At 67.7% G+C, this 26,454-nt stretch carries 27 protein-coding genes; 20 read left to right on the top strand and 7 right to left on the bottom strand.

Annotated features, from left to right (window positions below; genetic code table 11):
- The 7 genes from AACH32_RS17045 (at window position 1) to AACH32_RS17015 (ending at window position 6,061) form a co-directional block, all read left to right on the top strand.
- Complete coding sequence (locus tag AACH32_RS17045) at window positions 1–813, top strand: methyltransferase domain-containing protein (protein ID WP_338602140.1); 813 nt, start codon at window positions 1–3, stop codon at window positions 811–813.
- 172 nt (window positions 814–985) lie between these two features.
- Window positions 986–1,396, top strand: coding sequence for a methylmalonyl-CoA epimerase (gene mce / locus AACH32_RS17040; protein ID WP_338602138.1), 411 nt, complete (start codon window positions 986–988; stop codon window positions 1,394–1,396).
- 22 nt (window positions 1,397–1,418) lie between these two features.
- Window positions 1,419–2,273, top strand: coding sequence for a Fe-S cluster assembly protein NifU (nifU, locus tag AACH32_RS17035; protein ID WP_338602135.1), 855 nt, complete (start codon window positions 1,419–1,421; stop codon window positions 2,271–2,273).
- 17 nt (window positions 2,274–2,290) lie between these two features.
- Window positions 2,291–3,472, top strand: coding sequence for a cysteine desulfurase NifS (nifS, locus tag AACH32_RS17030; protein WP_350341595.1), 1,182 nt, complete (start codon window positions 2,291–2,293; stop codon window positions 3,470–3,472).
- A gap of 208 nt (window positions 3,473–3,680) precedes the next feature.
- Complete coding sequence (locus tag AACH32_RS17025; RefSeq protein ID WP_338602129.1) at window positions 3,681–4,661, top strand: sugar phosphate isomerase/epimerase family protein; 981 nt, start codon at window positions 3,681–3,683, stop codon at window positions 4,659–4,661.
- Entirely contained in the window at window positions 4,658–5,212 is a 555-nt protein-coding gene (locus AACH32_RS17020) for a cysteine hydrolase family protein (RefSeq protein ID WP_338602126.1), read from the top strand. Before AACH32_RS17025 ends, AACH32_RS17020 begins: the two co-directional genes overlap by 4 nt.
- Window positions 5,213–5,215: 3 nt before the next feature.
- Window positions 5,216–6,061 (top strand): SAM-dependent methyltransferase, encoded by an 846-nt coding sequence (locus tag AACH32_RS17015; RefSeq protein WP_338602124.1) that lies wholly within the window; start codon window positions 5,216–5,218, stop codon window positions 6,059–6,061.
- Between the two features lie 71 nt (window positions 6,062–6,132).
- Here the strand turns inward: AACH32_RS17015 and AACH32_RS17010 are convergent, their stop codons facing one another.
- On the bottom strand, window positions 6,133–6,996 hold the full coding sequence (locus tag AACH32_RS17010; RefSeq protein ID WP_338602121.1) for a 3-hydroxyacyl-CoA dehydrogenase family protein: 864 nt from the start codon (window positions 6,994–6,996) through the stop codon (window positions 6,133–6,135).
- A gap of 448 nt (window positions 6,997–7,444) precedes the next feature.
- Here AACH32_RS17010 and AACH32_RS17005 point away from each other — a divergent pair, with 448 nt between their 5' ends.
- The 5 genes from AACH32_RS17005 to AACH32_RS16985 are packed head-to-tail and all read left to right on the top strand — an operon-like array spanning window position 7,445 to window position 12,988.
- A complete protein-coding gene (locus tag AACH32_RS17005) occupies window positions 7,445–8,092 on the top strand; it encodes a TIGR04211 family SH3 domain-containing protein (protein ID WP_338602119.1) in 648 nt (215 codons plus the stop codon).
- Between the two features lie 8 nt (window positions 8,093–8,100).
- A complete protein-coding gene (locus AACH32_RS17000; RefSeq protein ID WP_338602117.1) occupies window positions 8,101–8,841 on the top strand; it encodes a hypothetical protein in 741 nt (246 codons plus the stop codon).
- Between the two features lie 51 nt (window positions 8,842–8,892).
- Window positions 8,893–10,653, top strand: a complete 1,761-nt coding sequence (locus AACH32_RS16995; protein ID WP_338602115.1) for a hypothetical protein — start codon at window positions 8,893–8,895, stop codon at window positions 10,651–10,653.
- Window positions 10,650–11,951 carry a DUF401 family protein gene (locus AACH32_RS16990; RefSeq protein WP_338602113.1) on the top strand — a complete coding sequence of 434 codons (1,302 nt, stop codon included), beginning with the start codon at window positions 10,650–10,652 and terminating at the stop codon, window positions 11,949–11,951. The genes AACH32_RS16995 and AACH32_RS16990 overlap by 4 nt, the downstream gene beginning before the upstream one ends.
- Window positions 11,952–11,974: 23 nt before the next feature.
- A complete protein-coding gene (locus tag AACH32_RS16985) occupies window positions 11,975–12,988 on the top strand; it encodes a methyltransferase (RefSeq protein WP_338602110.1) in 1,014 nt (337 codons plus the stop codon).
- 341 nt (window positions 12,989–13,329) lie between these two features.
- Here AACH32_RS16985 and yedF read toward each other — a convergent pair whose 3' ends face one another.
- From yedF to AACH32_RS16970, 3 genes are read right to left on the bottom strand one after another with little or no spacing between them, the layout of a single operon-like run.
- Window positions 13,330–13,926 carry a sulfurtransferase-like selenium metabolism protein YedF gene (gene yedF, locus AACH32_RS16980; RefSeq protein WP_338602108.1) on the bottom strand — a complete coding sequence of 199 codons (597 nt, stop codon included), beginning with the start codon at window positions 13,924–13,926 and terminating at the stop codon, window positions 13,330–13,332.
- Window positions 13,927–13,940: 14 nt separating this feature from the next.
- Window positions 13,941–14,900, bottom strand: a complete 960-nt coding sequence (locus tag AACH32_RS16975; protein ID WP_338602105.1) for an SDR family NAD(P)-dependent oxidoreductase — start codon at window positions 14,898–14,900, stop codon at window positions 13,941–13,943.
- Window positions 14,901–14,911: 11 nt separating this feature from the next.
- A complete protein-coding gene (locus AACH32_RS16970) occupies window positions 14,912–15,826 on the bottom strand; it encodes a GNAT family N-acetyltransferase (RefSeq protein ID WP_338602103.1) in 915 nt (304 codons plus the stop codon).
- A gap of 123 nt (window positions 15,827–15,949) precedes the next feature.
- On the opposite strand from AACH32_RS16970, the gene AACH32_RS16965 reads away from it, so the two are divergent.
- Complete coding sequence (locus AACH32_RS16965; RefSeq protein ID WP_338602101.1) at window positions 15,950–16,648, top strand: 4Fe-4S double cluster binding domain-containing protein; 699 nt, start codon at window positions 15,950–15,952, stop codon at window positions 16,646–16,648.
- On the opposite strand, the gene AACH32_RS16960 is transcribed toward AACH32_RS16965, so the two are convergent.
- The 3 genes from AACH32_RS16960 to AACH32_RS16950 all read right to left on the bottom strand — a co-directional run bounded on the left by AACH32_RS16960 (window position 16,645) and on the right by AACH32_RS16950 (window position 18,124).
- Entirely contained in the window at window positions 16,645–17,100 is a 456-nt protein-coding gene (locus AACH32_RS16960; RefSeq protein ID WP_338602098.1) for an acetyltransferase, read from the bottom strand. The two genes, AACH32_RS16965 and AACH32_RS16960, sit on opposite strands and share 4 nt — an antisense overlap.
- Entirely contained in the window at window positions 17,091–17,603 is a 513-nt protein-coding gene (locus AACH32_RS16955; RefSeq protein ID WP_338602095.1) for a type I restriction enzyme HsdR N-terminal domain-containing protein, read from the bottom strand. The genes AACH32_RS16960 and AACH32_RS16955 overlap by 10 nt, the downstream gene beginning before the upstream one ends.
- Window positions 17,604–17,824: 221 nt before the next feature.
- Window positions 17,825–18,124 (bottom strand): HU family DNA-binding protein, encoded by a 300-nt coding sequence (locus AACH32_RS16950; RefSeq protein WP_338602093.1) that lies wholly within the window; start codon window positions 18,122–18,124, stop codon window positions 17,825–17,827.
- A gap of 633 nt (window positions 18,125–18,757) precedes the next feature.
- Between AACH32_RS16950 and mraZ the strand changes: the two genes are divergently transcribed.
- From mraZ to mraY, 7 genes are read left to right on the top strand one after another with little or no spacing between them, the layout of a single operon-like run.
- The gene (mraZ, locus tag AACH32_RS16945) at window positions 18,758–19,201 is read left to right on the top strand and encodes a division/cell wall cluster transcriptional repressor MraZ (protein WP_338602091.1); all 444 of its coding nucleotides are present in this window, start codon (window positions 18,758–18,760) and stop codon (window positions 19,199–19,201) included.
- Window positions 19,202–19,204: 3 nt separating this feature from the next.
- On the top strand, window positions 19,205–20,149 hold the full coding sequence (gene rsmH / locus AACH32_RS16940) for a 16S rRNA (cytosine(1402)-N(4))-methyltransferase RsmH (RefSeq protein WP_338602088.1): 945 nt from the start codon (window positions 19,205–19,207) through the stop codon (window positions 20,147–20,149).
- Window positions 20,146–20,463, top strand: coding sequence for a hypothetical protein (locus AACH32_RS16935; RefSeq protein ID WP_338602085.1), 318 nt, complete (start codon window positions 20,146–20,148; stop codon window positions 20,461–20,463). The genes rsmH and AACH32_RS16935 overlap by 4 nt, the downstream gene beginning before the upstream one ends.
- Entirely contained in the window at window positions 20,460–22,442 is a 1,983-nt protein-coding gene (locus AACH32_RS16930; protein WP_338602082.1) for a penicillin-binding protein, read from the top strand. The genes AACH32_RS16935 and AACH32_RS16930 overlap by 4 nt, the downstream gene beginning before the upstream one ends.
- Window positions 22,442–23,986 carry a UDP-N-acetylmuramoyl-L-alanyl-D-glutamate--2,6-diaminopimelate ligase gene (locus AACH32_RS16925; RefSeq protein WP_338602080.1) on the top strand — a complete coding sequence of 515 codons (1,545 nt, stop codon included), beginning with the start codon at window positions 22,442–22,444 and terminating at the stop codon, window positions 23,984–23,986. The genes AACH32_RS16930 and AACH32_RS16925 overlap by 1 nt, the downstream gene beginning before the upstream one ends.
- Window positions 23,973–25,370: a UDP-N-acetylmuramoyl-tripeptide--D-alanyl-D-alanine ligase gene (locus AACH32_RS16920; protein ID WP_338602078.1), complete on the top strand. Its 1,398-nt coding sequence runs from the start codon at window positions 23,973–23,975 to the stop codon at window positions 25,368–25,370. The genes AACH32_RS16925 and AACH32_RS16920 overlap by 14 nt, the downstream gene beginning before the upstream one ends.
- Window positions 25,370–26,452 carry a phospho-N-acetylmuramoyl-pentapeptide-transferase gene (gene mraY, locus AACH32_RS16915; RefSeq protein WP_338602076.1) on the top strand — a complete coding sequence of 361 codons (1,083 nt, stop codon included), beginning with the start codon at window positions 25,370–25,372 and terminating at the stop codon, window positions 26,450–26,452. Before AACH32_RS16920 ends, mraY begins: the two co-directional genes overlap by 1 nt.
- The last annotated feature ends 2 nt before the right edge of the window (window positions 26,453–26,454 follow it).

The following is a 26,454-nucleotide window of genomic DNA, read 5'->3' as shown; positions in this document are numbered from 1 at the left end:
ATGTCCGATCCCTACGTACACGGCTACACCACCCGCGAGGCCCGGCGCCTGGGCGACCAGGCGGGCACCCTGGCCGAGCTTCTGCACGAGGGCACCCGCTATCCGGCCGGGGCCAAGGTGTTGGAGGCGGGCTGCGGGGTGGGCTCCCAGACCCGCTTTCTGGTGGAGGGCAGCCCGGAGGCCCGCTTCACCTGCCTGGACATCTCGTCCGAATCCCTGGCCCAGGCCGAGGCCCAGGCCGCCGAGCGCGGCTGGGAAAACCTGGAGTTCGTGCGCGGCGATCTCTACGACGCCCCCTTCGCTCCGGCCAGTTTCGACCACCTGTTCGTGTGTTTCGTGCTGGAGCACCTCACCCGCCCGGTGGAGGCCCTGGCCGGGCTGATGCGCCTGGTCAAGCCCGGCGGCAGCGTCACGGTCATCGAGGGCGACCACGGCTCCTGCTATTTCCACCCCGACGGCGCTCTGGCCCGCCGGGCCTGGCAATGTCTCATCGACGCCCAGGCCGCCCTGGGGGGCGACTCGCTCATCGGGCGGCGGCTCTACCCCCTCATGGTCCAGGCGGGCGCGGAGCAGGTGCGGGTGGGCCCCCGAGCGGTGTACTGCGACGACTCGCGCCCCGCCTGGGTGGAGGGCTTCGTCAGACGCACCATCATCCCCATGGTGGAGGGGGTGCGCGAGGCGGCCCTGGCCGAGGGCATGATGAGCCCCGAGGAGTGGGCGGAGGGCATCGCCCAACTCCACCAGACCGCCACCGCCCAGGGCAGCTTTCTCTACACCTTTTTCAAGGGAGTGGGCGTCGCGCCCGCCGCTTAGGCCGGTCCCGGTCCCGGCGTCCCAATCCCGGATTCAGACGGGGCTTACAGCCCCTGGAGCACTAGGGAAAACTTGCGCCCGTGCCTTGCAGACACTAATATGATTAGATAGTTGTATTAATAAAATTTGGCGTTTTTTGCGGGCGCGACTGCCCGCGTGCGAGGGGTGTGCGATGAAAGTCAAAAGGTTGGCCCATATCGGCGTGGCGGTCAAGGACGTGGACGAGGTGCAGAAGGTCTACACCGAGATGCTCCCCCTGGAGCTGACCTCCACCGACGCGGTGGGCGAGCTGAGGACCGGTTTCCTCCCGGTGGGGGAGACCAACATCGAGTTGGTGATGAGCACCACCCCCGAGGGGGTGATGAGCAAATATATCGATAAAAAGGGCGAAGGCATCCACCACCTGGCTTTCGAGGTGGACGACGTCGACCAGGCGGTGGCCGAGTTGAAGGCCAAGGGGGTTCCCTTGACCAGCGACGAGGCCCGCCCCGGCGCCCACGGCAGCCGGGTGGTGTTCTTGCATCCCAAAGCCACCCACGGGGTTCTCATCGAGCTGGTGGAGTACCCCCAGGACCACCACTAATCGGTCGTTTGGAGACCAAGACATGTGGGAATACACGGACAAGGTTAAAAAGTACTTCACCGAGCCGGTCAACGTGGGCGAGATACCCGACGCCGACGGAGTGGGCGAGGTGGGCAGCCTGGCTTGCGGCGACGCCCTCAAGCTCACCTTCAAGCTGGACGAGCAGGGCCGCATCGCCGACGCCAAGTTCCAGACCTTCGGCTGCGCCAGCGCCATCGCCTCCAGCAGCGCCCTTACCGAGATGGTCAAGGGCATGACCCTGGAGGAGGCCGAAAAGCTCACCAACAAGGACATCGCCGAGTTCCTGGGCGGCCTGCCCAAGGAAAAGATGCACTGCTCGGTGATGGGCGAGGAGGCCCTGCAGGCGGCCATTCGCAACTACAAGGGCCTGGAGCCCCTGCCCAGCGCCGAGGGCGAGGTGGTGTGCCAGTGCTTCGGGGTCACGGACAAGGAAATCGAGAAGGTGGCCTTGAACAACGACCTGCACACGGTGGAGGAGATCACCAACTTCACCAAGGCGGGCGGCGGCTGCGGCGACTGCCAGGAAAAGATCCAGGAAATCCTGGACCGCCTGTGGAACACCGCGCCCCAGCAACCGGTGGAGGTTACACCTCCGGCGGCCAAGAAAAAGAAGCTCACCAACATCCAGAAGATGAAGCTCATCGAGGAGACCCTGGAGCGCGAGGTGCGCCCGGCGCTCAAAGCCGACGGCGGCGACATCGAGCTCATCGACATCGACGGCGACAAGGTGATGGTCTCCCTTCGGGGGCGCTGCTCCTCCTGCGCGGCCAGCCAGGCCACCCTGGGCCAGTTCGTGCAGAGCAAGCTCCGGGAGTTCGTCAGCGAGGACCTGGAGGTGGAGGAGGTGAAGCCGTGAGCGAGCGCGTGGTCTACATGGACAACAACGCCACCACCCAGGCGGCTCCCGAGGTGGTGGCGGCCATGCTGCCTTTTTTCGGCGAGTACTACGGCAACCCCAGCTCCATGCATAACTTCGGCGGACAGGTGGGCGCCAAGGTGGACGCGGCGCGGGTCCAGGTGGCCCAGCTTTTGGGGGCCTCGCCCGAGGAGATCGTCTTCACCTCCTGCGGCACCGAAAGCGACAACACCGCCCTGAACAGCGCCCTGGCCAGCCAGCCGGGCAAGCGCCACATCGTCACCACCCGGGTGGAGCACCCGGCGGTACTCAACACCTGCCAGAACCTGGCCGCCCAGGGCTATGAGGTCACCTTCCTCAAGGTGGACCGCCAGGGCAACCTGGACCTGGAGGCGGTGGCCGAGGCCATCCGCGAGGACACCGCCCTGGTCAGCGTGATGTGGGCCAACAACGAGACCGGGGTGATTTTCCCGGTGCCCGAGATCGCCGAGATCTGCGCGGCCAAGGGGGTGCTGTTCCATACCGACGCGGTCCAGGCGGTGGGCAAGGTGCCCATCGACCTGGCGGGCAGCGCCATCAGCATGCTGGCCCTGTCGGGCCACAAGCTGCACGCCCCCAAGGGCATCGGGGTGCTCTACATCCGCAAGGGAACCCCCTTCGTGCCCTTCATCAAGGGCGGCCACCAGGAGCACGGCCGGCGGGCGGGCACCGAGAACGTGCCCTACATCATCGGCATGGGCAAGGCGGCCGAGCTGGCCCGCGTTCGCATGGACGAGGAAAACAGCAAGGTCAAGGCCCTTCGGGACCGCCTGGAGGCGGGGCTGCTCGAGATCGAGGCCACCATGGTCAACGGCGACCCGGATCGCCGCCTGCCCAACACCAGCTCGGTGAGCTTCGAGTACGTGGAGGGCGAGTCCATCCTGTTGCACCTGTCGTCCCTGGGCATCTGCGCCAGCAGCGGCAGCGCCTGCACCTCCGGCTCCCTGGAGCCCAGCCATGTGCTCCGGGCCATGGGCGTGCCTTTCACGGCGGCCCACGGCTCCATCCGATTCTCGCTGAGCGTGTACAACACCGAGGCGGACGTGGACCATGTTTTGGAGCACATGCCGGGGATCATCGAGCGCCTCAGGGCCATGAGCCCCTTCTGGGCCACCTACCAGAAGACCGCCTGCAAGACCCCCGGTTACGTGGAGCCGTAACCGCGCCGTAAACGCAATGTAGGGGTCCCTTGGCTTGGGGATGGGGCCCGCAGGGTGCTAAAATCAAGGTAAAGCCGCCGGGCCGCCGGGCAGGGGAGACCCCGCTCGGCGGCCGAGAGCGTTGCGCCAAGCAAACACAACCTCGAGACCGGAGCGCCCCTGCCCGCGCCTCCCTCGGCCTCGCGTATCGGCCAAGTTGGGCTCTGTCGTGAATCAGCAATTCAGCAACCGTTTGTCCGTCTCCACGGTCTGGGCCAAGGCCCGGGCCCTGGAGGCCGCCCCTCACGGCCCCGGCCCCGAGGCGGCGGCCATCCTGTCTATGTTGGATCGCCTCGACCTGGATCTGTTGGAGCTGGAATACCGTCTGCCCGGCGAGGTGGTGGATCGCCTGCTGCCCGAGTTCAAGACGCGGGGCTGGGGGGTGTCCAGCGTGCACAACTACGCGCCCCTGCCCGTGGGGGTCCCCCGGGAAAAGGCCAGCGGCGACCTATATAACCTGGCCTCCCCGGAGCGCGAGGAGCGCGAGCGGGCGGTGGAATACACCATCCGGACCATGGAGCTGGCCAGCGACCTGGAGGCCGCGGCGGTGGTGCTGCATCTGGGCGAGGTGAGCGAGGCGGCCGACAAGGGGGTGATCCGCCGGGCGGCCGACGCGGGGGAGACGACCCCGGAGCTGGCCCAGCATCTCAAGAAGCGGGCGCTGTACGCCCCCCGCCACCTGGACGCGGTGTGTTTTTCCCTGGAGCGTCTGGCCGAGCGGGCCGGGCCCCTGGGGGTGGCCCTGGGCCTGGAAAACCGCTACCACGCCTACCAGGTGCCCACTTTTGACGAGCTGACCCTGCTCTTGAAGCGCTTCGCCGGAGCCCCCCTGGGCTTGTGGTACGACTGCGGCCACGCCTGGGTGCAGGAGCGGGCCGGGATGCAGGCGGCCTCGGACTGGCTGGAGGCCATGGGGCCCGGCCTGGTGGGCTGCCATCTGCACGACGCCCAGGGCCACGACGATCATCAGGCCCCTGGTGCCGGGGACATGGATTGGCCCGCCCTGTGCGCGGCCCTGGGCCACGCGCCGGTCAAGGTGCTGGAGGTGGCCGCCGGGGCCGAGGCCGAACAGATGCGCGAGGGCGCGGCGCTGCTGGCCGGGCTTTTCGCCCAGGTCGATAACCATCGGACCAAGGAGGCTTCGGCATGAAAACCGCGGTGGTGGTGGTGGACATGGTCAAGGACAACCTGGAGAGCAGCCGGCACGCCGGCATCGCCCAGCGGGGCCAGGCCATCGTGCCTCTGGTAAACCGCCTCACCGCCGGGGCCCGGGCCAAGGGCTGGCCGGTGATCTTCGCCACCGACAGCTTCCTACCGGGAGACTACCTTTTTCGCGGGCGCATGAAGGACCACAGCCTGCGGGGCACCGAGGGGGCCGAGGTCAGCGGCCTGCTGACCCGCGAACCCCAGGACACCTGGCTGCCCAAGCGGCGCATGAGCGCTTTTTTCAAGACCGACCTGGACCAGACCCTGCGGCTGTGGGGGGTGGAGCGGGTGGCCGCCTGCGGCCTGATGACCCCCTACTGCGTGCTCACCACCGCTTTGGACGCGGTGTGCCACGATTTCTACGCGGTGATGGTGGAGGACGCCACCACCGCCACCAGCGACCAGGCCCACGCCGAGTGCCTGGACCTCTACCGCAAGAGCCCCCTGCGCCCCTTGCTCACCGTGCAGACGGTGGACGAGCTGCTGAGCGAGTGAGCCATGCTCGATTTTGAGGGCCTGCAAGAGATCAATCGCCGCCCCGCCCCCTGGGAGCGCTACACCGCCGCCCAGCTCTGGACCGACCCCTGGGTGTCCGGCCAAATGCTGTCCGCGCATCTGGATGACGCCAGCGAGGCCGCCTCGCGCCCCGGCGCGTTCATCGACCGGGCGGTGGCCTGGATCGGCCGGCGCTTCGAGCTGGGCCCGGGCAAGCGGGTGGCCGACTTCGGCTGCGGGCCGGGGCTCTACGCCCAGGGCCTGGCCGCCACCGGCGCGGCGGTCATGGGCGTGGACTTCTCGCCTGGCTCCATCGCCTACGCCCGGGAGCGGGCCCGGGCCCAGGGCCTGGACATCGACTACCGCTGCCAAAACTACCTGGAGTTCGCGGGCGAGGAGGGCTATGACCTGGCCCTGCTCATCTACTGCGACTTCTGCGCCCTGAGCCCGGTGCAGCGGGCCAAGCTGCTCAAGGTTTTCCATAGCCTGCTCAGGCCCGACGGGGCGTTGCTGCTGGACGTGTTTTCCGTGACGCGCTTCCAGGGCCTGGGCCAATCCGCGGGCTACGAGTTTTGTCCGGGCGAGGGCTTCTGGGCCCGGGAGCCCCACTACGTCTTCCAGAACACCTTCCTGTACGAGCCACAAAGGTTGGCCCTGGACAAATACACCATCGTGGCGCCCGGCGAGCGCCGGGAGATCTTCAACTGGCTGCAGCACTTCACGCCCGAGGATCTTAAAAGCGAGCTGTCCGCCGAGCGCTTCGAGCTGCAAGAGACCCTGGGCAGCGTGGCCGGGGATGCCTATGACCCCCAGTCCGAGCAGTTCGCGATACTGGCCACCGCCGCCTAGCTGCCTCGGCCCCAAAAAAAGCCCCCGCCCGATTTCCGGGCGGGGGCTTTGACGTTTTTGGACAGGGCGGGCTACTTGGAGTAGTCGTACCAGCCCTTGCCGCTCTTGCGGCCCAGGTGTCCGGCGCGCACCTGGTTCTTCATGTTGGTGGGCACGTCCCACTTCATCTCCTTGTTCAACTCCAAGGCGAAGTAGTCGGCCACGAACTTGCAGATGTCGATGCCGGTGAAGTCCATCAGCTCGAAAGGGCCCATGGGATAGTTGAGGCCCAGCTTGATGGCCTTGTCGATGTCCTCGCGGGTGGCCACGCCCTCTTGTAGCATGCGGGCCGCCTCCACCATGTGGGGGATCATCAGGCGGTTGACGATGAAGCCGGGGCTGTCCACCTTGACTTCCACCGTCTCCTTGCCCATCTTCTGGGCCAGGGCGGCGGTGACGGCCACGGTCTCGTCGCTGGTGGCATAGCCGCGGATCACCTCCACCAGGCGCATGATCTGGGCGGGGTTGAAGAAGTGCATGCCCACCACCTGCTGCGGGCGCTTGGTGGCCGCGGCGATGAGGGTCACGCTCATGGAGCTGGTGTTGGTGGCCAGGATCACCTCGGGGCGGCATACCTCGTCCAACTCGCCGTAGACGCTTTTCTTGAGGGCCAGGTCCTCGATCACCGCCTCGATGATGAAGTCCACGGGGGCCAGGTCGGCCATGTCGGTGGTGCCCTTGATGCGGCCCAACACCTCGGCCTTTTGCTCGGGGGTCACCTTGCCCCGCTCCACGCCCTTGGACAGGAACTTGTCGATGGACTTCAGGCCGCGCTCGACGAACTCGTCCTTGATGTCGCGCATGATCACCTGGGCCCCGCTCTGGGCGGCCAACTGGGCGATGCCGTTGCCCATGGTGCCCGCGCCCACCACTCCGATGGTTTTGATTTCGCTCATGGTTCCTCCTCTTGAATTTTTTAGGCTGTAGCCGAAGGCGCAAACCAAAGGCGGGCCAGGGCGAGTCACCCCAGAACCCGTGAGGCCCACCTGGGTCTTACTTTACAGCTACATCATAGCGATTTGAGCACGGATGTCCAGAAAGGTTTGCAGCGGGGGCCAAGCAAATTCACTGTCCCCATGCCCCTTGCCATGGATTTGGCTGACCAAGGGCCCGCCGGAGGTGTAGTCTGGAACACAGCGGGAGGGACCCGGGGGGCTCGGCCTCGTGGCCCGATTGCCGCTTTGTCCGGCGCGGCGCTTAGGAGCGGCCAGGGTGGGCCGCCGCCGGGCTGTGTGGAAAAATCTTGGCTTTTCCGGTGGTTCCAGCGCGTCCGGCGTCCTCGTTGACAGCATCACGGCAGTTTGTTAAGTTCAGGGGAGCCTAAGCGCACGGAGGTTGATAATAATGATTTATCGTATAGTTACAGCGATTGTTCTTGCTGTGCTGCTGGCCGCGGCCCCCGCCCTGGCCCAAGAGACCGTTTATGTGACCGACCAGCTTCGCATCACGGTGCGCTCGGGCCCCAGCACCGGCAACAAGGTCATCGCCATGGCCGAGACCGGGGACAAGATGGCCATGTTGGGCTCCAATCCCGATGGCTGGACTCAGGTGCGCCTGGCCGACGGCAAGGAGGGCTGGGTCCTGACCCGGTTCATGCAAAAGGAGAGGCCGGCCAAGCTGCGCCTGGCCGAGCTGGACCCGGCCAACAAGGATCAGGCCAACCGCCTGGAGCAGATGCAGCAGGAAAACCAGACCCTCAAGAAGGATCTGGCCGACACCCAGGCCAAGCTGGCCGAGCTGCAAGCCCGCTACGACAAGCTTTCCACCGACGCGGCCGACGTAATGGCCCTCAAGGACCGCCACCAGAAGCTGCAGGCCCAGTTCGATGCCCAGAGCGCCCAAAACACCGAGCTGGTGGTGGAAAACAAATCCCTCAAGTTTTCCAGCAACCTCAAATGGTTCCTGGCCGGGGCCGGGGTGCTGATCATCGGCTGGCTCATGGGCCTGGCCCTACACCGGCGCAAGAAGCGCTGGAACTCCTCCATATACTAGGCCGGCCATTGCGGCGCGCACTTGCGGCGGCGGCTTGGGCCCTGATACTGGGCCTGGCCGCCGCGGCCGTTGCCGGGGGGCAGACGCCCCCGGTTCGGGCCGTGGTGTTGCTAGCGCCCGCCCAGTTGCGCAATGTGCAGGGCGGCGCGCCCCTGGTCGCCCCGGCCCTGGAAGCCTGGACCTGCGTGCGCCCGGAACCGGGCGGCTTTGTGGCCGCCTCCCTGGGGCCCGGCGGCCGGGCGGTGACCGGGCGCTGGCTGGCCCGCCTCGCCCGGCCCGGCTGGCCCGAGCTGTGGCTGTTCGAACCCGAGGCCCTGCCCGGACCCTGGTGGGTGCCCCTCGCGGCCGTCCTGGGGCCGGAGCCGCCCCAGGTGGGCGCTCAGGGGAGGGTGGGGCTCAAGGCCCTGGCCTGGATACCCTCCGAGGACGCGGCCCTGGTTCCCGGCCCGGCCGCGCTGCACGCGTCCCGTCTGGCCCGCCTGCAAACGGCCAACCTGCCCACCGGGCTCAAGCGCCGCCTGGCCTCGGGCCGCCTGGAAAAGGGCGACAACCTGTGGTGGGCCGAGTTGGCCTGGGGCAAGCCCCAGCGATCCTTCATGGTCAACTACATCAACGACGAGCAGCACTACGTATATCTCACCCCGGCCGGCCCGGTGCTCTTGCGCTTCGTGGGGGGGCGCTTGCAAGAGGTTCCCGGCTCGGCCGCCCGGCAGGGGGCAAAGGTTGCAAACCCCTCGACTCACCGATAAAATTCTGCTCAACGAACTCTAAGCAACCAGCCCTCATCGAGGATAGATCCAGTGCCGGTCGATCCCTTCTCCCCAGAACTTTACCGCCGCAACCTGGAAGTGGTGTCCATGGTGTCGCCCGAGGTGGCCGCCTGGCTGGAGCGCAGCGGCGCCACCGCCGGCGCGCCGGTGGCCGAGGTTGAGGCCGGGGAAAACGAAGGGCTCAGCCGCCTGCGGCCCCGCCCCGGGGGCATAACCCTGGTGGTGGGCGGCGGACTGTTGGACGAGGTGGCCCTGCTCTTGGAGCGCATGCCCTCCGGGCACCAGGTTTTTTGCCTGCAACCCAGGGCCGAGCTTTTGCTGGCCGCCCTGGGACGCCACGATCTGAGCCTTCCCCTGGGCCGGGAGGAACTGGTGCTTCTGGCCCCGGCCGAGGCCGATCTGGAAGAGGCCCTGAGCCGCAATCCCCAGCTCAGCCTCACCGGCCAGATGGAAATGGTGCACCTGCACGCCGGCCCCGAGTCGGAGGCCAGCAGGGCCAGGGCCCGCCTTTACCGGGTGTTGGGCCACGCCCTCAGGGCCCGCGATCTGGCCCTGGATTGGGAGATGCAGTCCGGGGCCAACCTGGTGGCCAACCTGGTGCACGCCGCCTTCGCGGCCCAGGCCCCGGCCCTGCCCGGTTCGCTCATCGGGCGGCCGGCGGTGCTGGCCCTGGACGGCGACTCCCTGCCCGAAGCCTTGGAGCATTTGGCGGGCAATCTGGGAGGGGCGGCGTTTTTCTGCTCCGATCGGGCCCTGCCCCGGGTGGCCGAGGCGGGCATCGTCCCCAGCGGGGTGGGCCTGGCCAGCCCGGCCCTGGGCCCCTTGTTCGCCTACAGCCATCCCGTGCTGGCGCGCACCCCCCTCATCGCCGAGGAGGTGGCCCACGCCCCCACCATCCGGGCCCATCCAGGCCCGGTTTTCTTGTGCCTGGGGCCCAGGGGCACCGCCTTGGGGCCTTTGGCTCCCCTGGCCGAAGCCCTGAGCCCCCAACAGCACACCCTGGGCCGACTGGCCGAGGTGGCCCTGGTGGCCGGTTGCCATCCCCTCATCCTGGTGGGCGCGGATCTCAGCGATCCCCAGGGTGAGCTGATGATGCCGGACATGGACGGCGGCACGGTGAAGGCCACGCTGCACCAAGCCGCCGGGGCCTGCGCCCTGGGGCGGGTGCTGGCCCGTCAGGGGGTGTCGGCCATCAACACCAGCCGGAACGGCCTGGGTCTGCCGGGGACCACCTACGCCTCCTTGGCGGAGATGCTGCCGTTGCTGGGCGGTCCGGGCCAGCCGGTGCAGGCGGCGCTGCTGCGCCAGGAGCGCTGGCTAAGCGCCGACGCCCTGGAGCATTACGCCCGGGGCCTGAACCGGGCCTCCACCGCGGCCACCCGCCTGTGGCAGCGGGCGGCGGCCCCCCTGGCCGACTACCAGGAGCTGTGCAGCCAGCGGGCCGGGCAATGGCTCTACGCGGCCGAGGCCCTTTTCCTGGCCCTGGCGGAGCAGGCCGCCGCCGATTCCATGCTGGCCGCCTTCTTGGACGGCTGCCTGGTGCGCTCCTTCCGGAGGCGCCATCATCTCATGTGCCAATCCCACGTGCACAGCGTGGGCATCGGCGAGTGTTGCGACCAGTTGCGCCTGTGCCTGGCCGAGCTGGAGGGCCGGGCCGGGGAGTTGGCCGCCGGGCTCAGACGCACCGCCGAGGAAATGAACACCCTGGCCCAGGCGCGGCGCGACAACGACGACCGCGTCCTGGAGCGCTTCGCCAAATCCACGGGGCATCAAGAGGCAATTTTAACGTGAACGAAATTCTCAACCCCTTGCTTTGGCCATCCCTGGTCAAAGTGCTGATTATTTTTGTCTTGGTGGTCACTACCAGCCGTTTCAAGATCAACTTGGGCTATTGCATTGCCGGCGGAGGTCTGCTGCTGGGCCTGTGGATGGGCCACGGCCCCATGACTGTGGCCTCCGAAGCGGTGCAGGCCATGGTCTCGCCGGTGAGCCTGCGCCTGGCCCTGGCCGTGGCCTTCATGCTGGTGCTCAGCCACCTGATGAAAGAGGGCGGCCAACTGGAGCGCATCGTGGGCTCCTTCAGCCGCCTGGTGCACTCGCCCAAGGCCACGGCGGCGGTTATGCCGGCCATCATCGGCCTGTTGCCCATGCCCGGCGGAGCCCTGTTCTCCGCCCCCATGGTGGAGGCCTCCTGCCAGGCCAGCCCGGACGGGGAGGCCAATGGCTCGCTGCTGGCCGCGGTGAACTATTGGTTCCGCCACCACGGTGAGTACTGGTGGCCCATGTATCCCGGCTTCATCCTGGTGGTCTCGCTGCTGGGAGTGGACACCCTGGCCTTCATGCTGGTGATGCTGCCCTTGGCCGCGGTGCATTTGGGCGGCGGAGTGTGGTTCCTGCTGCGCCGCCTGCCCGACCCGCCCGCCGAGGAAAATCCCGGCGTGGGCTCGGTGCGCGAGTTTATCATCGAGTGCGCTCCCATCTTGGTGATGATCGCGGTGGTGGTGGTGGTCACCGGCCTGGGAGCCCTGTGGGGAGAGGGCGGCCCGCCCTGGCCCGAGGGCACCGCCCTCATCGTGGGCCTGGCCGGGGCGCTCATCGCGGCGGCCATAGCCAACCGCATCGGTCCGTTGCAAGTGCTGGCCACCTTCGGCCGCCGCGACGTGCTGATGATGATGGTGCTCATCGCCGGCATCATGATTTTCCAAGGGCTCATGAAGTCCTCGGGCGCGGTGGGGGCCATCCAGCAGGAGATGAAGGCCTACGGCATCCCCACCCTGGCCATGATCTGCCTGCTTCCCTTTGTCAGTGGGGTGGTAACCGGCATCGCGGTGGGCTATGTGGGGGCCAGCATGCCCCTGGTGGTGCCCCTGCTGGCCGGCATGGGCCTGGGCGACCTGGCGTATCTGGCCCACGGCGGCCTGGCCTTTGTCTGCGGCTTCTTCGGCATGATGCTCTCGCCGCTGCACCTGTGCTTTTTGCTTTCGCGCGACTACTTCAAATGCACCCTGACCTCTTGCTATCCTTATCTCTATGGACCCCTGGCGCTTAACACCGTGGGCCTGGTGATCTGGTATTTGATCTTGTCCTGACCATCCCGAGATAAGGAGCGGCCATGAGCCCCAAGCAGTGGAAGCCCCAAGACGTATCCGGCCTGGCCCACGCCTTTTGGGCCTCGGCCGCGCTGCACGCGGCGGTGCGCACCGGGCTGGCCGCCCGTTTGGCCACCCAGGGCCCCGCCACTCCCGAGGAGGCCGCCGCCGCCCTGGGCCTGGATCTTCGGGCCACCCGCATGCTCATGATCGCCCTGCACGCCCTGGAACTGGCCGTGAAGCGGGGCGAGGCCTACGCCCTGGCACCCGGCCTGGAAACCCTGCTCGACCCGGGCGCCCCCCGCAGCATGAACAACATGGTCTTGCACATGGCCGACCTCATGCCGGTGTGGTCCCATTTGGCCGAGAGCATCCGCACCGGCAAACCGGTGGAGCGCCCCGCGCCCGACCAGGCCGAGGCGGCCCCCCCCGGCCGGGCCCACTTCTACCGGGCCATGCGCGACATCGCCCGCCAGCAGGCCACGGGCCTGGCCGCCCGCCTGGGGCTGGCCGCCGGGCAGAGCCTGTTGGACCTGGCCGGCGGCCCCGGCGTCTACGCGCTCACCTTTGCCGATGAAACCCCCGGCCTGGCCTCCACGGTCTTCGACCTGCCGGGCGCCGAGCCCTTTTTCCGGGAAGAGGCGGCCCGCCACCCCCGGGGCGGCGAGGTGCGCTTCATCGCCGGGGACTACGAGGAGAACGACGTGGGCGGCCCCTACGACGTGGTGTGGTTGAGCCAGGTGCTGCACGGCGAAGGCCCCGGCGAGTGCGCCAAGCTGGTGGCCAAGGCGGCCTCGGCCCTGAAGCCCGGCGGCGCGCTGTGGGTGCAGGAGTTCGTGGTGGACACCGAGACGCCCGCCCACGCCTGGCCCGCCCTGTTCTCCTTGAACATGCTGGTGAACACCGAGGAGGGCCAGGGCTACACCGCGGCCGACATCTGCGGCTTCATGACCCAGGCCGGGCTCACCGGCTGCTCCTACGAGGGCCCCACCCGCGAGGGCTCGCCCGCCTCGCTGGTCAGAGGGTTCAAGCCCTAACCGGTCTGGTCCGGCCGCCCATTTCAGCCAGGAGTCGCCAGGCTGCGTTGCCGGTGGCGCTCAAGCCTCGAAGTAGCTTTTGCCACGCCTCCGGCTTTCGCTTGCCGAAAGCCTTGCCTTACACTCCCTGGCTGTACCGGTGAGCCAACCAGCTAACGCATCGGCCCGCCAGCCTGTTTTGGGCCACTAGACGTCAGCCATTTCTTTCTTTCAAAACTCTTAATCCCACTAGGCATGACAGCATTTTGCCAGACCTATTGGAATGGACTTTATTTATTGATTTTTACTATGTTTTAAAACGTAAACAGACGGCTTATGCGCCGGGGAAGGGAAGGGTACGGCTAGACCGTGATTACCTTGCCGGCCACCTGCAGGGAGGTGACGATGTCGAGCATGTTGGTGGTCTCGCCCACCTTCTTTTGCTCCAGCAGCCCGTAGAAGTCCAGGCAGGTGCCGCAGACCAGGATGCTGACCCCGCTGCCCGCCAACTCCTGCAGGGCGGGCAGGCTCTCGGAGCCTTCGCAGCACAGCTTCACGCCGCCGTTCAAAAAGAGGATGCGCCACAGGGAGGGGCCCATCTCCTTGAGGGTGAGCAGGAAGTTCTTCATCAGGCCCGCGCCAAGCTTGTCATCGCCGCGCCCCAGGGTGTCGGTGCGCACGAACACCAGGATGCGCGCGTCCTCGGTGGAGCAGGTGTACACATCGGGCGGCGGGGCCTGGACCTCGCGGCCGGGGTCGCGGCGTCCGGTGATAAGGAAGTCGGCGCCCTGGGCCGTCACCTCGGCTTCATAGCCCTGGGACTGCAGGAAACGCTGCACGTTCTGTCCGGCGGCCTGGTTGTCCACCAGCACCTCCAGGCTGTCCGGAGCCTCTTTTTCCAAAAGCTCCTTGGCCCGCATCACCGGCTGCGGACAAGCCAATCCTTTGCAATCGAGCATCGGGTCTCCCTCGTTTAGGGCTTGCGGTAGAACTCGATGGTGCGGCCGAGGCCTTCCTCCAGGGGAGTGGTGGCCTTCCAGCCGATCACTTTGGCGATGCGCTCCACCTTGGGGATGCGCCGGGGGATGTCCTCGTAGGAGGGCCCGAACACCTCCAGGTGGGGCTTGAAGATCAGTTCGTTGTCAAAGCCGCCCACCTGTTTCATGGTCTGGGCCAGTTCCAGGATGGAGGTCTCCACGTCGCTGCCCACGTTGAAGCACTGCCCCAGGGCCGCGTCGTTGAGGGAAAGCTCCACCACCGCCTGGGCGGTGTCCTCGATAAAGGTGAAGCAGCGGGTCTGCCGGCCGTCGCCGTGGATGACCACCGGCTCGCCGCTCAAGAAGCGCTCCAGGAAGATGGGGATCACCCGGCCCTGGCCCAGGTCGTCGCAGCGGGGGCCGTAGACGTTGAAAAAGCGCATGATGACGAAGGGCAGGCCTTCCTGCTGGCCGTAGGCGTAGAGATAGTGCTCCACCAGGGCCTTGCCGGTGGAGTAGCACCAGCGGTTGATGGAGGGCGGCCCCAAAACCCGGTCGGCTTCTTCGTCCCAGGGCACGTCGGGGTTGCGGCCCAACACCTCGCTGGTGGAGGCGAAGACGAACTTCTTGCGACCCCGGGCCGCGGCCTCCAGCAGATGCAGGGTGCCTTTGAGGTTCACGTTGAGCACGTTCAGCGGCTCGGTGACGTAGCGCTTGGGGTCGGCGATGGCCGCCAGGTGGATGACTATGTCCGTCTGGCTTACCAGGTGTTCCACCACCTCTTTGGACAGCACCGAGTCCTGCACGAACTTGAAGCGCCCGGAGTCGAACAGGTGCTCCACCTTGCGGGAGGGGCCGTTGTCCAGGGCCACCACTTCGTGGCCCCGCTGCACCAACACTTCGCAAATATAAGACCCGATGGAGCCGGCTCCGCCGGTTACCAAGACTCGCGCCATTTTATAAGCTCCTAAAAATCGTCCAACCAGAGGTGGAAGGTGAAATCCCCGGCCAGGGGACGGGCCCCCAGGCGGCTCCAGGCGCGAATGACCGCGCGCTGGCTGAATTTGGTGCGCACCCGCGCGCACGATGCACCCTGTCCGGCCAACCAGGCCAGCCCATGGGCCAGTAAAGTATTATACAGCCCCCGGCCCCGCATATCCGGCGACACGGCATTGAGCGCCACCCAGCCCGGCTCACCGCTTTGCCCTTTTTTCAGGGTGATGAAGCCCACCGGCTTTTTTTCGGCGGTCAACACCAGCACCTGGTCCGCCTGCGCGCCGCTCAAACTGTTGGCCATCCAGCGGCGGTAGAGCTCGCCGCAACCGTGGCCCAGGCGTGGGTCCAAGGAGAAACGGTCGGCATAGGCCGCCAGGTCGCAAAAGGCCCCGGCGGCCAGCGCTTCCAGGGCGGGGGCATCTTCCGGGGCGGCGGCGCGTAGCTCGAACCCGCCGGGCGGGGCAGGGGTCGCGGCCAGCGCGTCCAGATCGGCCTCCCAGACCACGCTGGCGTCCATGAGCCTGGCTCCGGCGGCCTCCAGGGCCTGGGCGCCCAAAAAGTCCTTTTCCGCCACCCTGGCGAACAGCCCCGCCAGGCCCGCCCCCCGGGCGCGGGCGGCCAGCTCTCCCAAAAAGACCGCGCCCCGGGCCAGGGAGTCGGCCTCCGGCCAAGGAGCGCGGTGGGCCAGGCAGGATATCTGGCCCAGGGCCAGGCCGAACACCTCGCTGTCAAAGGCCAGGGGGTGCCAGGCGGCCAACCAGGAAAAATCCCGGTCAGCCAGCACGCGCTCGTCCGCGGACGGCGGCCAGCCCATAATCCAGGGGGCCTCCCCGGCCAGGCGCAGGGCCTCGGGGCTTTGGGCGGCCTGTTTTCCGCTAAACTCCATGAACTCCATGGCTGCGGGCTCTCCAAGAAAAGGCTAATCTACCCCAGTGGTTCGAGCCGGTCAAGGAAAGCAACCGCCCGTCGCTGCTACAATAGAAGCACCTCGAGGACGAAAGGCGCGACCATGCAGGACGACACAGGGCTGCGAGAAAAAGTGGAGCAACTTTTGCGGCAACACGGGGTGGCGCTATGGGGGGTGGCCGACCTGAGCGGCTTGGTGCCCGCCCGGCTGGGCGACTATCCTCGCGCCGTGTCCCTGGCCCTGTCCATGGAGCCCGGGGTCATGGCTTCCATCCGCCAAGGGCCCAACCAGACCTACACCGAGCTCTACGAAGCCACCAACCAAAGGCTCAACCGCATCTGCGGCGAGTTGCAAGACCTGCTGCTGGACGAGGGGCAGGGGGCCTGGGCGGTGCCCGCCTCGGTGCGTAGCGATCCGGTGAACATCCGGGGCGACTTTCCCCACAAGACGGCGGCCACCCGGGCGGGCCTGGGTTGGGTGGGCAAGAACTGCCAACTGATCAACCGCCGCCTGGGCCCCTGGCTGCGCCTGGGCACGGTCTTGACCGACGCGCCGCTAGCCCCGGACGAGCCGCTGGAAAAGAGCTATTGCGGCGCCTGCAGCGCCTGCGTGGAGGCCTGCCCGGCCGGAGCGCTGAAGGGCCACGCCTGGCACCCGGGCCTGGCGCGGGAGGCGATCCTGGACCCGGCCGCCTGCGATGCCTTCAAAAAGACCCATTACCGCCATTTCCACGACGGCCACATCTGCGGCATCTGTAGCGCGGCCTGTCCTTGGGGGCAAAAGACCCTGCGCCGGGCCTAGGCCTGGCCTAGTTCCAGGTGCAGCAAGGGGAAGGGGCGGCCCTGGCCGTCGGTGGCCGAGCGGCCCACGGTCCTGAAGCCCAGGCTATGATAAAAACCCAGCGCCTGGGGATTCTGCTCGTTCACGTCCACCTTGGTGACGCCGTGCCGCTCTATGGCGTGCCGGGCCAGAAGGGTTCCGATTCCCCGGCCCCGGTGCTCGGGAGCGATGAACAGCATCTCGATTTTACCCTTGGCCATGCCCACGAAGCCCAGCACGCGGCCGTCTTCCGCCACCGCGCAGCGCAAATCAACGGCGGCGAAATAGCGCTCCAGGATGAGCGGCTTCAGCGCGGCGATGTCCGCCTCACTCAAAAAGTTGTGGGTGGCGCGCACCGAGGCCTCCCAGACCGCCAGCAACTCCGGGTAGCGGCTGGGGGCGACGGGCTGGATCGCCGGCTTGCTCAGCGGCAATAGGCCTCGCAGTGGAAGCCGCCGTAGGCGGCGTAGACCCGGGCAGCTTGGGTGGTCTCGTGGCGGGTCGGTTTGCGCAGGGGCCGCTTGGCCAACATCCGCGCCAATTGCTCGGGGTAGGGTATGCCCGCCAGGCCCTGGGCCAACACCTCGCCGTTGTAGGTTTCCAAAATCTCGGCGTCCTCGCCGTTGGTCACCACGGTCAGGGGGGTCATGTGGGGGGTGATGAGACGGGCGGCGGCCAGGGCCTCTTTTTCCCGGGTGACCAGCGAGCCCCGGGCGCAACGCAGGAGCATGGCGGGCCGGTCTCCGCTGTGCACCAAAAGGTCGGCCACCACGCGCAGGGAGGCGTACTCCGTGCCCAGGGTGCGGGCGGCGTCCACGCGGATGTCTTGGGATAAATAGCCCATGGCCAGCAGCCGAGCCTCGGTGGCTTGGCGCACCGGCTCGTCGTCACTGGGTGACAGGGGCCTGCCGGTTATCAGGTCGGTTGGGGAAGTCACGGCGTGCCGCCAATACCTTTAAACAGACATCCACTGGGCCACAGAAGGTTTACGCGCGTTGACAACGGCCACGATCCGTCGCCTGATCGCCATCGGTCCGCACCAGCGGACATCGCCTTCTGGACGCTAAGCTTCGAGCCCGTAAAAAGCTGGCTTATCCGGTCCCGGCGCCGAGGCGTCCCGGCCGGATAGCCTTGTTTGGCGTTAGCGCCTGGTGGAGCTTACTTCTTCTTGGGATTGAGAAGCAGCTTCACCGCGGAGCTTGGCTTGAAGACCATGCGCTTGCTAGCCTTGATCTTGATGGGCTCGCCCGTGGCCGGGTTCACGCCCTTGCGCGCCTTGCTCTTTTTCTGCATGAAGGTTCCCAGACCGGCTACCCGGAATGGGCGTCCCACCTTCACCTCTTTGACGGCGAAATCGACGATGGATTCCAGGGCTTTTTTGGCGGCGACTTTAGAAATGGCGGCGTCCTTGGCGATCTTGTCGATCATGTCCGCCTTGGTGGCAGGTTTCTTAGCCATGCCTCCTCCTCGGTCCTTTGAGGTTTGACTCTATCCCCAGTCGCCTTCCCACTTTGGGAAGGCGTCCTTGCCTATCAGGCCATTGGCGTTGAGAGCGCTTTTGAGCCCGTTTTCGGCGGACAGGGGGCCAGCCAAAGTGGTTGCCGCCCGAAAACTGCACGCCAACGCGTACTTAAAACAAATGCAGGATAACACCACGAATTATCGGGCGTCAATATGCATTGTTGTAAAAATGTCCTATCTTCGCGACCCTGCTTCCCTAGCCCGTTGTAGGTGAAAGATAATTATGCGCCCTAGGGCCCGTTGCTGTTCCCTTGTGGCTTTGCCAAGGTCTCCACCCACCAATCCCCACCATCCATGGGGCGCCGGCAGCGCCGCCGTTTCAGGCCTTGTTTGAGGCTACGAAACGCCTTTTAATCGCAGGCCTTGATTAAGGGCAAAGTAGCGTGCCCTCGGGGCGTCGGCTCCTCGCGGGCCTACCCCGGCGGTAGGCTTGTGCCCGCCCCTCGCTTATCGGGTGAAAGCCCAGATTTTTCTTGTTTATTTCTTGACATGCGTTGGCTCGCTTGGGTAATGTGGTTCCAAGTGGGTAATGGTGGGGAATCGTGGGTAAGTCCCCCCAAAGGAGCCAAGGTGTTTACGGGTTGGTCGGCGCATAACATCGACGCCAAGGGCAGGGTCGCGGTGCCCGCCCGCTTCCGCGAGGTGCTCAATGAAAAGCACGGCGAGGAGCGGGTGGTGATCACCACCAGCGACCGGTGCCTGGTGGCCTATCCCTATGGGGAATGGCGGGCCATAGCCGACAAGATCGGCCGCCAGTCCCAGGTGGATCCGCGCGTTCTGGCCTTTCGCCGCTACTTTATCAGCGGCGCCACCGAAAGCACCCTGGACAAGCAGGGCCGCGTCCTCATACCTCCTGCGCTGCGCGAGCTGGCCGACCTGGACGGTCAGATCTTGCTGGTGGGCATGCAGAGCAATTTCGAGCTCTGGAACAAGGACCGCTGGTACGAGGAGCGCTCCCGCATTCAAGAGAATTTCGGCGACCTCAGTTCCTTCATGGCTGAGCTGGGAATTTAAGCCATGGCAGGGCACCATCGGCCGGTGATGCTGGCCGAGGTGGTTGAGTCCTTGGCCCCGCGGCCGGCAGGGCTGTACCTGGACGGCACCCTGGGCGCGGGCGGACACGCCGCCGAGGTCTTGGCGGCCAGCGCGCCGGACGGGCGTCTGCTGGGCCTGGACCGCGACCCCAGGGCTCTGGAGCTGGCCGGGCGGCGGCTAAAGAATTTCAGCGGACGGATAAAGCTGGTGCAGGCTACCTTCGACAACCTGGAGCGGGAGCTGACGGCCCTGGGCGCGGGCCTGGCCGACGGCGTGCTGCTGGACCTGGGGCTAAGCTCCATGCAACTGGACGAAGAGGGCCGGGGCTTTTCCTTCCGCCGCGACGAACCCCTGGACATGCGCATGGGCGCCCACGGACCCGGCGCGGCCGAGCTGGTGGCTTCCTCGAGCGAGGAGGAGCTGGCTTCGCTGTTCAAGCGCCTGGGCGAGGAGCCCCTGGCTAGGCGCGTGGCCAGGGCCATTGTGCGCGAGCGCGCCAAGGAGCCCATCGCCACCACCGGCCGCCTGGCCGAGGTGGTAGAGGGGGCCATGCCCATGGCCGAACGCCGCAAGCGCCGCCTGCACCCGGCCACCCAGGTGTTTCAGGCCTTGCGCTTGGCGGTGAACGACGAGCTGGGCATGCTGGAGCGCTTTCTGGAGCAGGCTCCCCGCCTGCTCAGGCCGGGAGGCCGCCTGGCCGTGCTGAGCTATCACAGCTTGGAGGACCGCCGGGTAAAAAAGGCCATCGCCGCCTGGGCCAATCCCTGCACCTGCCCGCCGGACCTGCCGGTTTGCGCCTGCGGCCGCCTCCCTCTGTTCAAGCCCCTGGGCAAGCTGGGCCGTCCCGGCGAGGCCGAGGTGGCCTTGAACCCCAGGGCCCGTTCCGCCCGGCTGAGGGCGGCGGTGCGCACGGAGGCGGCGGCATGAACGTGAGCGTGCGAGCCGCCAACCGCCGCCCCGCCCTGCAGGTGTCCGGCGTGGCGATAAGCCTGCGGCAAGGGCTGATCGTGCTGGCCCTCGTCATCGGGTGCGCCTTGTTTTATCTCTACACCGGGATCAAGGGGCTGAGCATTTCCTACCAGATCAGCCAGGCGCGCCAGAACCGGGTGGAGATGGTGGAGATGGGCCGCCGCCTGCGGGTGGAGCTGAACAACCTGCGCTCCCCCGAACGCCTGGAACAGGCGGGCGCCCGCCTGGGCCTGGCCCCAGTGCCGCCTGAGAGGGTGCGGGTGCTGCCGTGAGCGTGCGCCAACCCAAGGATTTCCGCCGCTGGGTGCGCACGCGCCTGTGGGCGCTGGGCGGCGTCTTTGTCCTGGTGTTCGCCCTGCTGACCGGGCGGGCGGTGGACCTGCAGGTCTTGCAGAGCGATCCCCTGAACCAGAGGGCCCAGCGGGAGATCGTGCGCGAGGTGGAGATCGCCCCCAACCGGGGAATCATCTACGACCGCAACCAGGTGGAGCTGGCGTTGAGCCTGGAGACCGACAGCGTTTACGTCCGGCCGGTGGCGGTTGAAGACCCCCGGCGCGAGGGACTGCGCCTGGCCAAGGCCCTGGGGGTGGAGGCCAAGCCGGTGATCAAGCGCATGGAGGGCAAGCGCCACTTCGTGTGGCTGGAGCGCCGGGTGGACCCCCAGCAGGCCCAGGCGGTCAAGGCCCTGGAGCTGAAGTCGGTGGGCCTGGTCCAGGAGCCGCGCCGCTTTTATCCCTACACCAACCTGGCCTGCCACCTGTTGGGCTTCGCCGGGCTGGACGCCAAGGGCCTGGAAGGCCTGGAGCGGGGCTACGACCAGGTGCTTCGGGGCAAGGAGCACACCGTCACCCGGGCCCGCGACGCCCTGGGCCGCACCTTCCAGCTGTCTGGGTCAACCACCGGTCCGTTGTCCCGGGGGCGCGACCTGATCCTCACCATCGACAAGTCCCTGCAGTACCAGGTGGAGAAGATTCTGGCCGCCACCGTCAAGCGCTGGAAGGCCGTGGGCGGCCAGGCCATCGTCCTGAGCCCGGCCACCGGCGAGATCCTGGCCATGGCCTCGCTGCCGGCCTTCAACCCCAACGTGTACCAGGACTACCCCCGCGACACCTATCGCAACCGCTGCGTCACCGACCCCTACGAGCCGGGCAGCACCTTCAAGCTGTTCATGGCCGCTGCCGCCCTGGATTCGGGGCGCATCAACATGGAGCAGCGCTTCGACTGCGAGAACGGCTCCTGGCGGGTGGGCGGGCGCACCATCCACGACACCCATCCCCACGGTGAGCTGAACCTGGGGGAGATCGTCAAGTTCTCCTCCAACATCGGCGCGGCCAAGGTGGCCATCGAGCTGGGGCCCCAGCGGCTCCAGAAAACCCTCAAGGCCTTCGGCTTCGGCCAGCCCACCGGGGTGGACCTGCCCGGCGAGTCGCGGGGCATCCTGCGCCCGGCCCGCAACTGGAAGCCGGTGGAGCTGGCCAACATCGCCTTTGGCCAGGGGGTGGCCATCACCGCCCTGCAGCTGACCGCGGCGGTGGGGGCCATCGCCAACGGCGGCGTGCTGATGCGGCCCTACGTGGTCAAGGCCGTCGTGGACGGCTCGGGCATTTTGGTTTCGGAGGCCCAGCCTCAGGCGGTGCGCCGGGTGCTCAGTTCCGCCGAGGCCCGCCTGCTGGGCCGGATGATGCAGATGGTCACCGAGCCCGGCGGCACCGGCTCGAGCATCCAGGTGCCTCCCTTCAAGGTGGCGGGCAAGACCGGCACCGCCCAGAAGGTGAAGCCCGAGGGCGGCTATTCCCACAGCGAGTACATGTCCAGCTTCGTGGGCTACCTGCCCGCCGACGATCCCCAGGCGGTGATCCTGGTGGTCATCGACACTCCTAAGGGCCGCCACTACGGGGGCACCGTGGCCGGGCCCGCCTGGGTGGCCATGGCCAAGGCCGCCATGAAGGCCCTGGGGGTGCACCGGGCTCCGGAGAACCCGCCGCTGATCCAGGCGCGGGCCGCGGACGCGCCGCCGGCGCGCCCCGCCCCGGCCCAGGAGCTGGCCCGGGCGGTGGCCGAGGGCCTGGTGCCCGACCTCGCCGGCCTGACCCTGCGCCAGGTGCTGGCCTTGGCCGGCAGCCGCAACCTGCCGGTGCAGGCCACGGGATGGGGCCGGGTCAGCTCCCAGACGCCGGCGCCGGGCACGCCGCTCAAGCCGGGGCAGGGTCTCAGGGTGCAGCTTACGCCGCCCAGCCGGGGAGGTGCCTGATGCGCCTGGACGACCTGCTGCGGGGCCTGGAGGTGCAAGCGATAATCGGCGACCTGCCGGCCGAGGACGTGCGCGGCCTAGTCTACGATTCGCGCCGGGCGGGGCCGGGCCAGGTGTTCGCCGCCCTCGCCGGGGCGGCCTCCGACGGCCACGCCTATTTGGAGATGGCCGCCAAGCAAGGCGCCCTGGCCGCCCTGGTACAGCGCCCGGCCGAGGTGGCCCTGGCCCAGATTCAGGTGCCCGACAGCCGCCTGGCCCTGGCCATGATGGCCGACCGCTTTTACGCCAGGCCCAGCCGACACCTCTGCCTGGTGGGGGTAACCGGCACCAACGGCAAGACCACGGTGAGTTATTTGGTGGAGTCCCTGCTGGCCCAGCGCGGCCCGGCCGGGCTTTTGGGCACCGTGGAGCAGCGCTATCCCGGCAAACGCCGCGCCTCGTCCATGACCACCCCCGAGTCGGTGGATTTGCAGGCGCTGTTGGCCGAGATGCTGGGCGCCGGCGTCAAGGGCGTGGTCATGGAGGTGAGCAGCCACGCCCTGGAGCAGCACCGGGCGGCGGGCTGCCGCTTCGACGCGGCGGTGTTCACCAACCTGACGCGGGACCACCTGGACTACCACGGCGACATGGATGCCTATTTCCAGGCCAAGCGCCGCCTATTCAACCAGCTCCTGCCCCAGGCCAAGCGCCAGGGCAAGGATCCGGCGGCGGTGATCTGCGCCGACGACCCCAAGGGTTCCCACTTGGCGGGCGAGGCCACCGGCCTGCACTTGCGCACCCTGACCTACGGCTTTTCCCAGGCGGCCCGGGTGCGCGGGATTTCGCCGGTGCTCAAGCTCAGCGGCGGCCGCTGCCTGGTGGACTGGCCCGCCGGGTCTTTTGAGATGTCCACCCCCCTGGTGGGGCTGTACAACCTGCAAAACGCCCTGGCCGCCACGGCGGTGGGCCTGGCCCTGGACTTCGAGCCCGCCGAGATTCAGCGGGCCCTGGACGCGGTCCCGGGAGTGCCCGGCCGCCTGCAGCGGGTGGTCGGCGCGCCCGGCGATCCCAGCGTGTTCGTGGACTACGCCCACACCGACCAGGCCCTGGCCAGCGTGCTGGCCGCGCTCCGGCCCCTGACTCCCGGCCGCCTCATCTGCGTGTTCGGGGCGGGCGGCGACCGCGACCAGGGCAAGCGTCCCCTCATGGGCCGGGCGGTGGGCATCGGGGCCGACCTGGCGGTGCTGACCAGCGACAACCCCCGCTCCGAGGACCCCCTGGCCGTCATGGCCATGGTGGAGCAGGGGCTCACGGCCACCGGATCGCGGCTGGTGCGGGATCTGGACACCGAAGGCCCGGCCTACGTCAGCGAGCCCAGCCGGGCCGCGGCCATCGAGCTGGCGGTGGCCGCCGCCGGTCCCCAGGACGTGGTGCTCATCGCGGGCAAGGGGCACGAAGACTATCAGATTGTGGGCCGGGAGCGGCGCCACTTCGACGACCGGGAGCAGGCCCTGGCGGCCCTGGGACGGCGGCACGAAGGGGAGGCCAACCATGCCGGTGCTTGACGCCGCCTTCGTGCTCCAGGCCACCGGCGCCCAGGCGCGGGGCCAGTGCCCCGCCGCGCCCTTCACCGGGGTGAGCACCGACACCCGCACCATTGTCGAGGGCCAGTTGTTCGTGGCCCTGAGCGGCCCCAACTTCGACGGCAACGATTTCGTGGCGCAGGCCTTCGCGGCCGGGGCCGCGGCCGCCTTGTGCCGCCCGGGAGCCCCCCTGCCCCAGGGCGAAGCCGGCTGCCTGCTGGAGGTGGACGACACCCTGAAGGCCCTGGGCGACCTGGCCGGGGCCTGGCGGCGGGAGCACAGCGCCCTGGTGGCGGCCATCACCGGCAGCAACGGCAAGACCACCACCAAGGAGATGCTGGCGGCCATCCTGAGCCGGCGTCACCGTGTGCTGGCCACCAAGGGCAACTTCAACAACCTCATCGGCCTGCCGCTAACCCTGCTGGGCCTCAGGGACACCCACAGCGCCTGCGTGGCGGAGATGGGCATGAACGCGCCGGGCGAGATCGCCCGCCTCACTGAGATCGCCGCCCCCGAGGCCGGGGTGATAACCAACGTGGGCCCGGCCCACATCGGCAGGCTGGGCTCCCTGGAAGCCATCGCGGCGGCCAAGGCCGAGCTGTTCATGGGCCTGAGCCCGGCGGCCACGGCGGTGGTCAACCTGGACGATCCCCTGCTGGCCCCCTTCGCGGCCAGCCTGCCCTGCCGGGTGGTGAGCTTCGGCATCCAAAGCGCGGCCGAGGTGCGGGCCCAAGATATGGCACCCCAGGGAACGCACCAGAGTTTTGTGTTGAACTTGGCCGGAGAAACGGCCCCGGTGCGCCTGGCCGCGCCGGGGGAGCACAACGTGATGAACGCCTTGGCCGCCGCGGCCACGGCCCACGCCCTGGGCCAGGGCATCGACGCGGTGGCCGCCGGGCTGGAGGCCTTTGCCCCGGTGCCCGGCCGCCTGGCCCTGACCGGCGCTCCGGGCGGCCCGGCGCTTTTGGACGACACCTACAACGCCAACCCGCTCTCGGTGGCCGCCGGGCTCGGTGCGGCCCGGGAGATGGCCCAGGGACGGCCCATGGTGCTGGTGTTGGGCGACATGAAGGAACTGGGCGAGTTCGCCGCCCGGATGCACCGCGACATGGGGCGGTTGGCCGCCCAGGCCGGTTGCCGCCTGGTGGCGGCGTTGGGCGAGCAGGCCGAACAGGTGGCCCTGGGGGCCCGCGAGGCGGGGCTGTCCCCCGCCCAGACCATGAGCTTCGCGACCATGGACGAGCTTCTTCAGGAGATTGAACAACTGGTGAACGAGCGGGACCTGGTGCTGATAAAGGGATCGCGCTCCATGGGCATGGAGCGGGTGGTGGCGCGTCTGGGCGGCGAAACGGGAGGGGGGCACTAATGCTGTACCACCTCCTGGTGCCCCTGGCCGACTACATCGGGGCGTTCAACGTATTCCGCTACATCACCTTCCGCACCATCTACGCGGCGGTGACCGCGTTGCTCATCGCCTGGCTCATGGGACCCTGGGTGATCCACAAGCTGCACCAGCTGCAGGTGGGCCAGTACATCCGCGAGCTGGGACCCGAGAGCCACAAGGCCAAGGCGGGCACCCCCACCATGGGCGGGGCGCTGATCCTGTTCGCCATGACCGTCTCCCTGCTCCTGTGGGGCGACCTGGGCAACTTCTACCTCTGGATGGCCATGGGGGTGACCTTATGCTACGGCCTGATCGGCTTCATGGACGACTACCTGAAGAAGGTGAAGAAGGCCAACGAGGGCGGGCTGAGCGCCAAGACCAAGTTCCTGCTCTTGGCCCTGGTGGCCCTGGCGGTGGCCACGGCCCTGTACCTGCACCCCGGCTACAGCACCAAGCTTTCCGTGCCCTTTTTCAAGCTGGTCCTGCCGGACCTGGGCTGGGGCTACATCCCCCTGGCCATGTTCATCCTGGTGGGCACCGCCAACGCGGTTAACCTCACCGATGGGCTGGACGGCCTGGCCGCCGGTCCGGTGCTCATCGCGGCGGCCACCTACCTGGTGTTGAGCTACCTCACCGGCAACGCCAAGGCCGCCAGCTATCTGCAGATCCTGCACGTACCGGGAGCGGGCGAACTGGCCGTGTTCTGCGGCGCGGTGGTGGGCGCGGTGATGGGCTTCCTCTGGTACAACGCCTATCCCGCCCAGATCTTCATGGGCGACACCGGCTCGTTGTCTTTGGGCGGGGCCTTGGGCATCACCGCCGTGTGCACCAAGCACGAAATCCTCCTGGCCCTGGTGGGCGGGTTGTTCGTGGTGGAGGCCCTGAGCGTCATTTTGCAGGTGGGCTTTTTCAAGATGACCGGGGGCAAGCGCATCTTCCGCATGGCCCCCCTGCACCATCACTTCGAGCTCAAGGGCTGGGCCGAGCCCAAGGTGATCGTGCGTTTCTGGATCATATCCGTGGTGCTGGCCCTGGTGGCCATGAGCACCCTGAAGCTGAGGTAGCG

It is taken from the genome of Desulfoferula mesophila (assembly GCF_037076455.1).
Lineage (GTDB): Bacteria > Desulfobacterota > Desulfarculia > Desulfarculales > Desulfarculaceae > Desulfoferula > Desulfoferula mesophila.
This window is presented reverse-complemented; position numbering and strand designations above follow the sequence as displayed.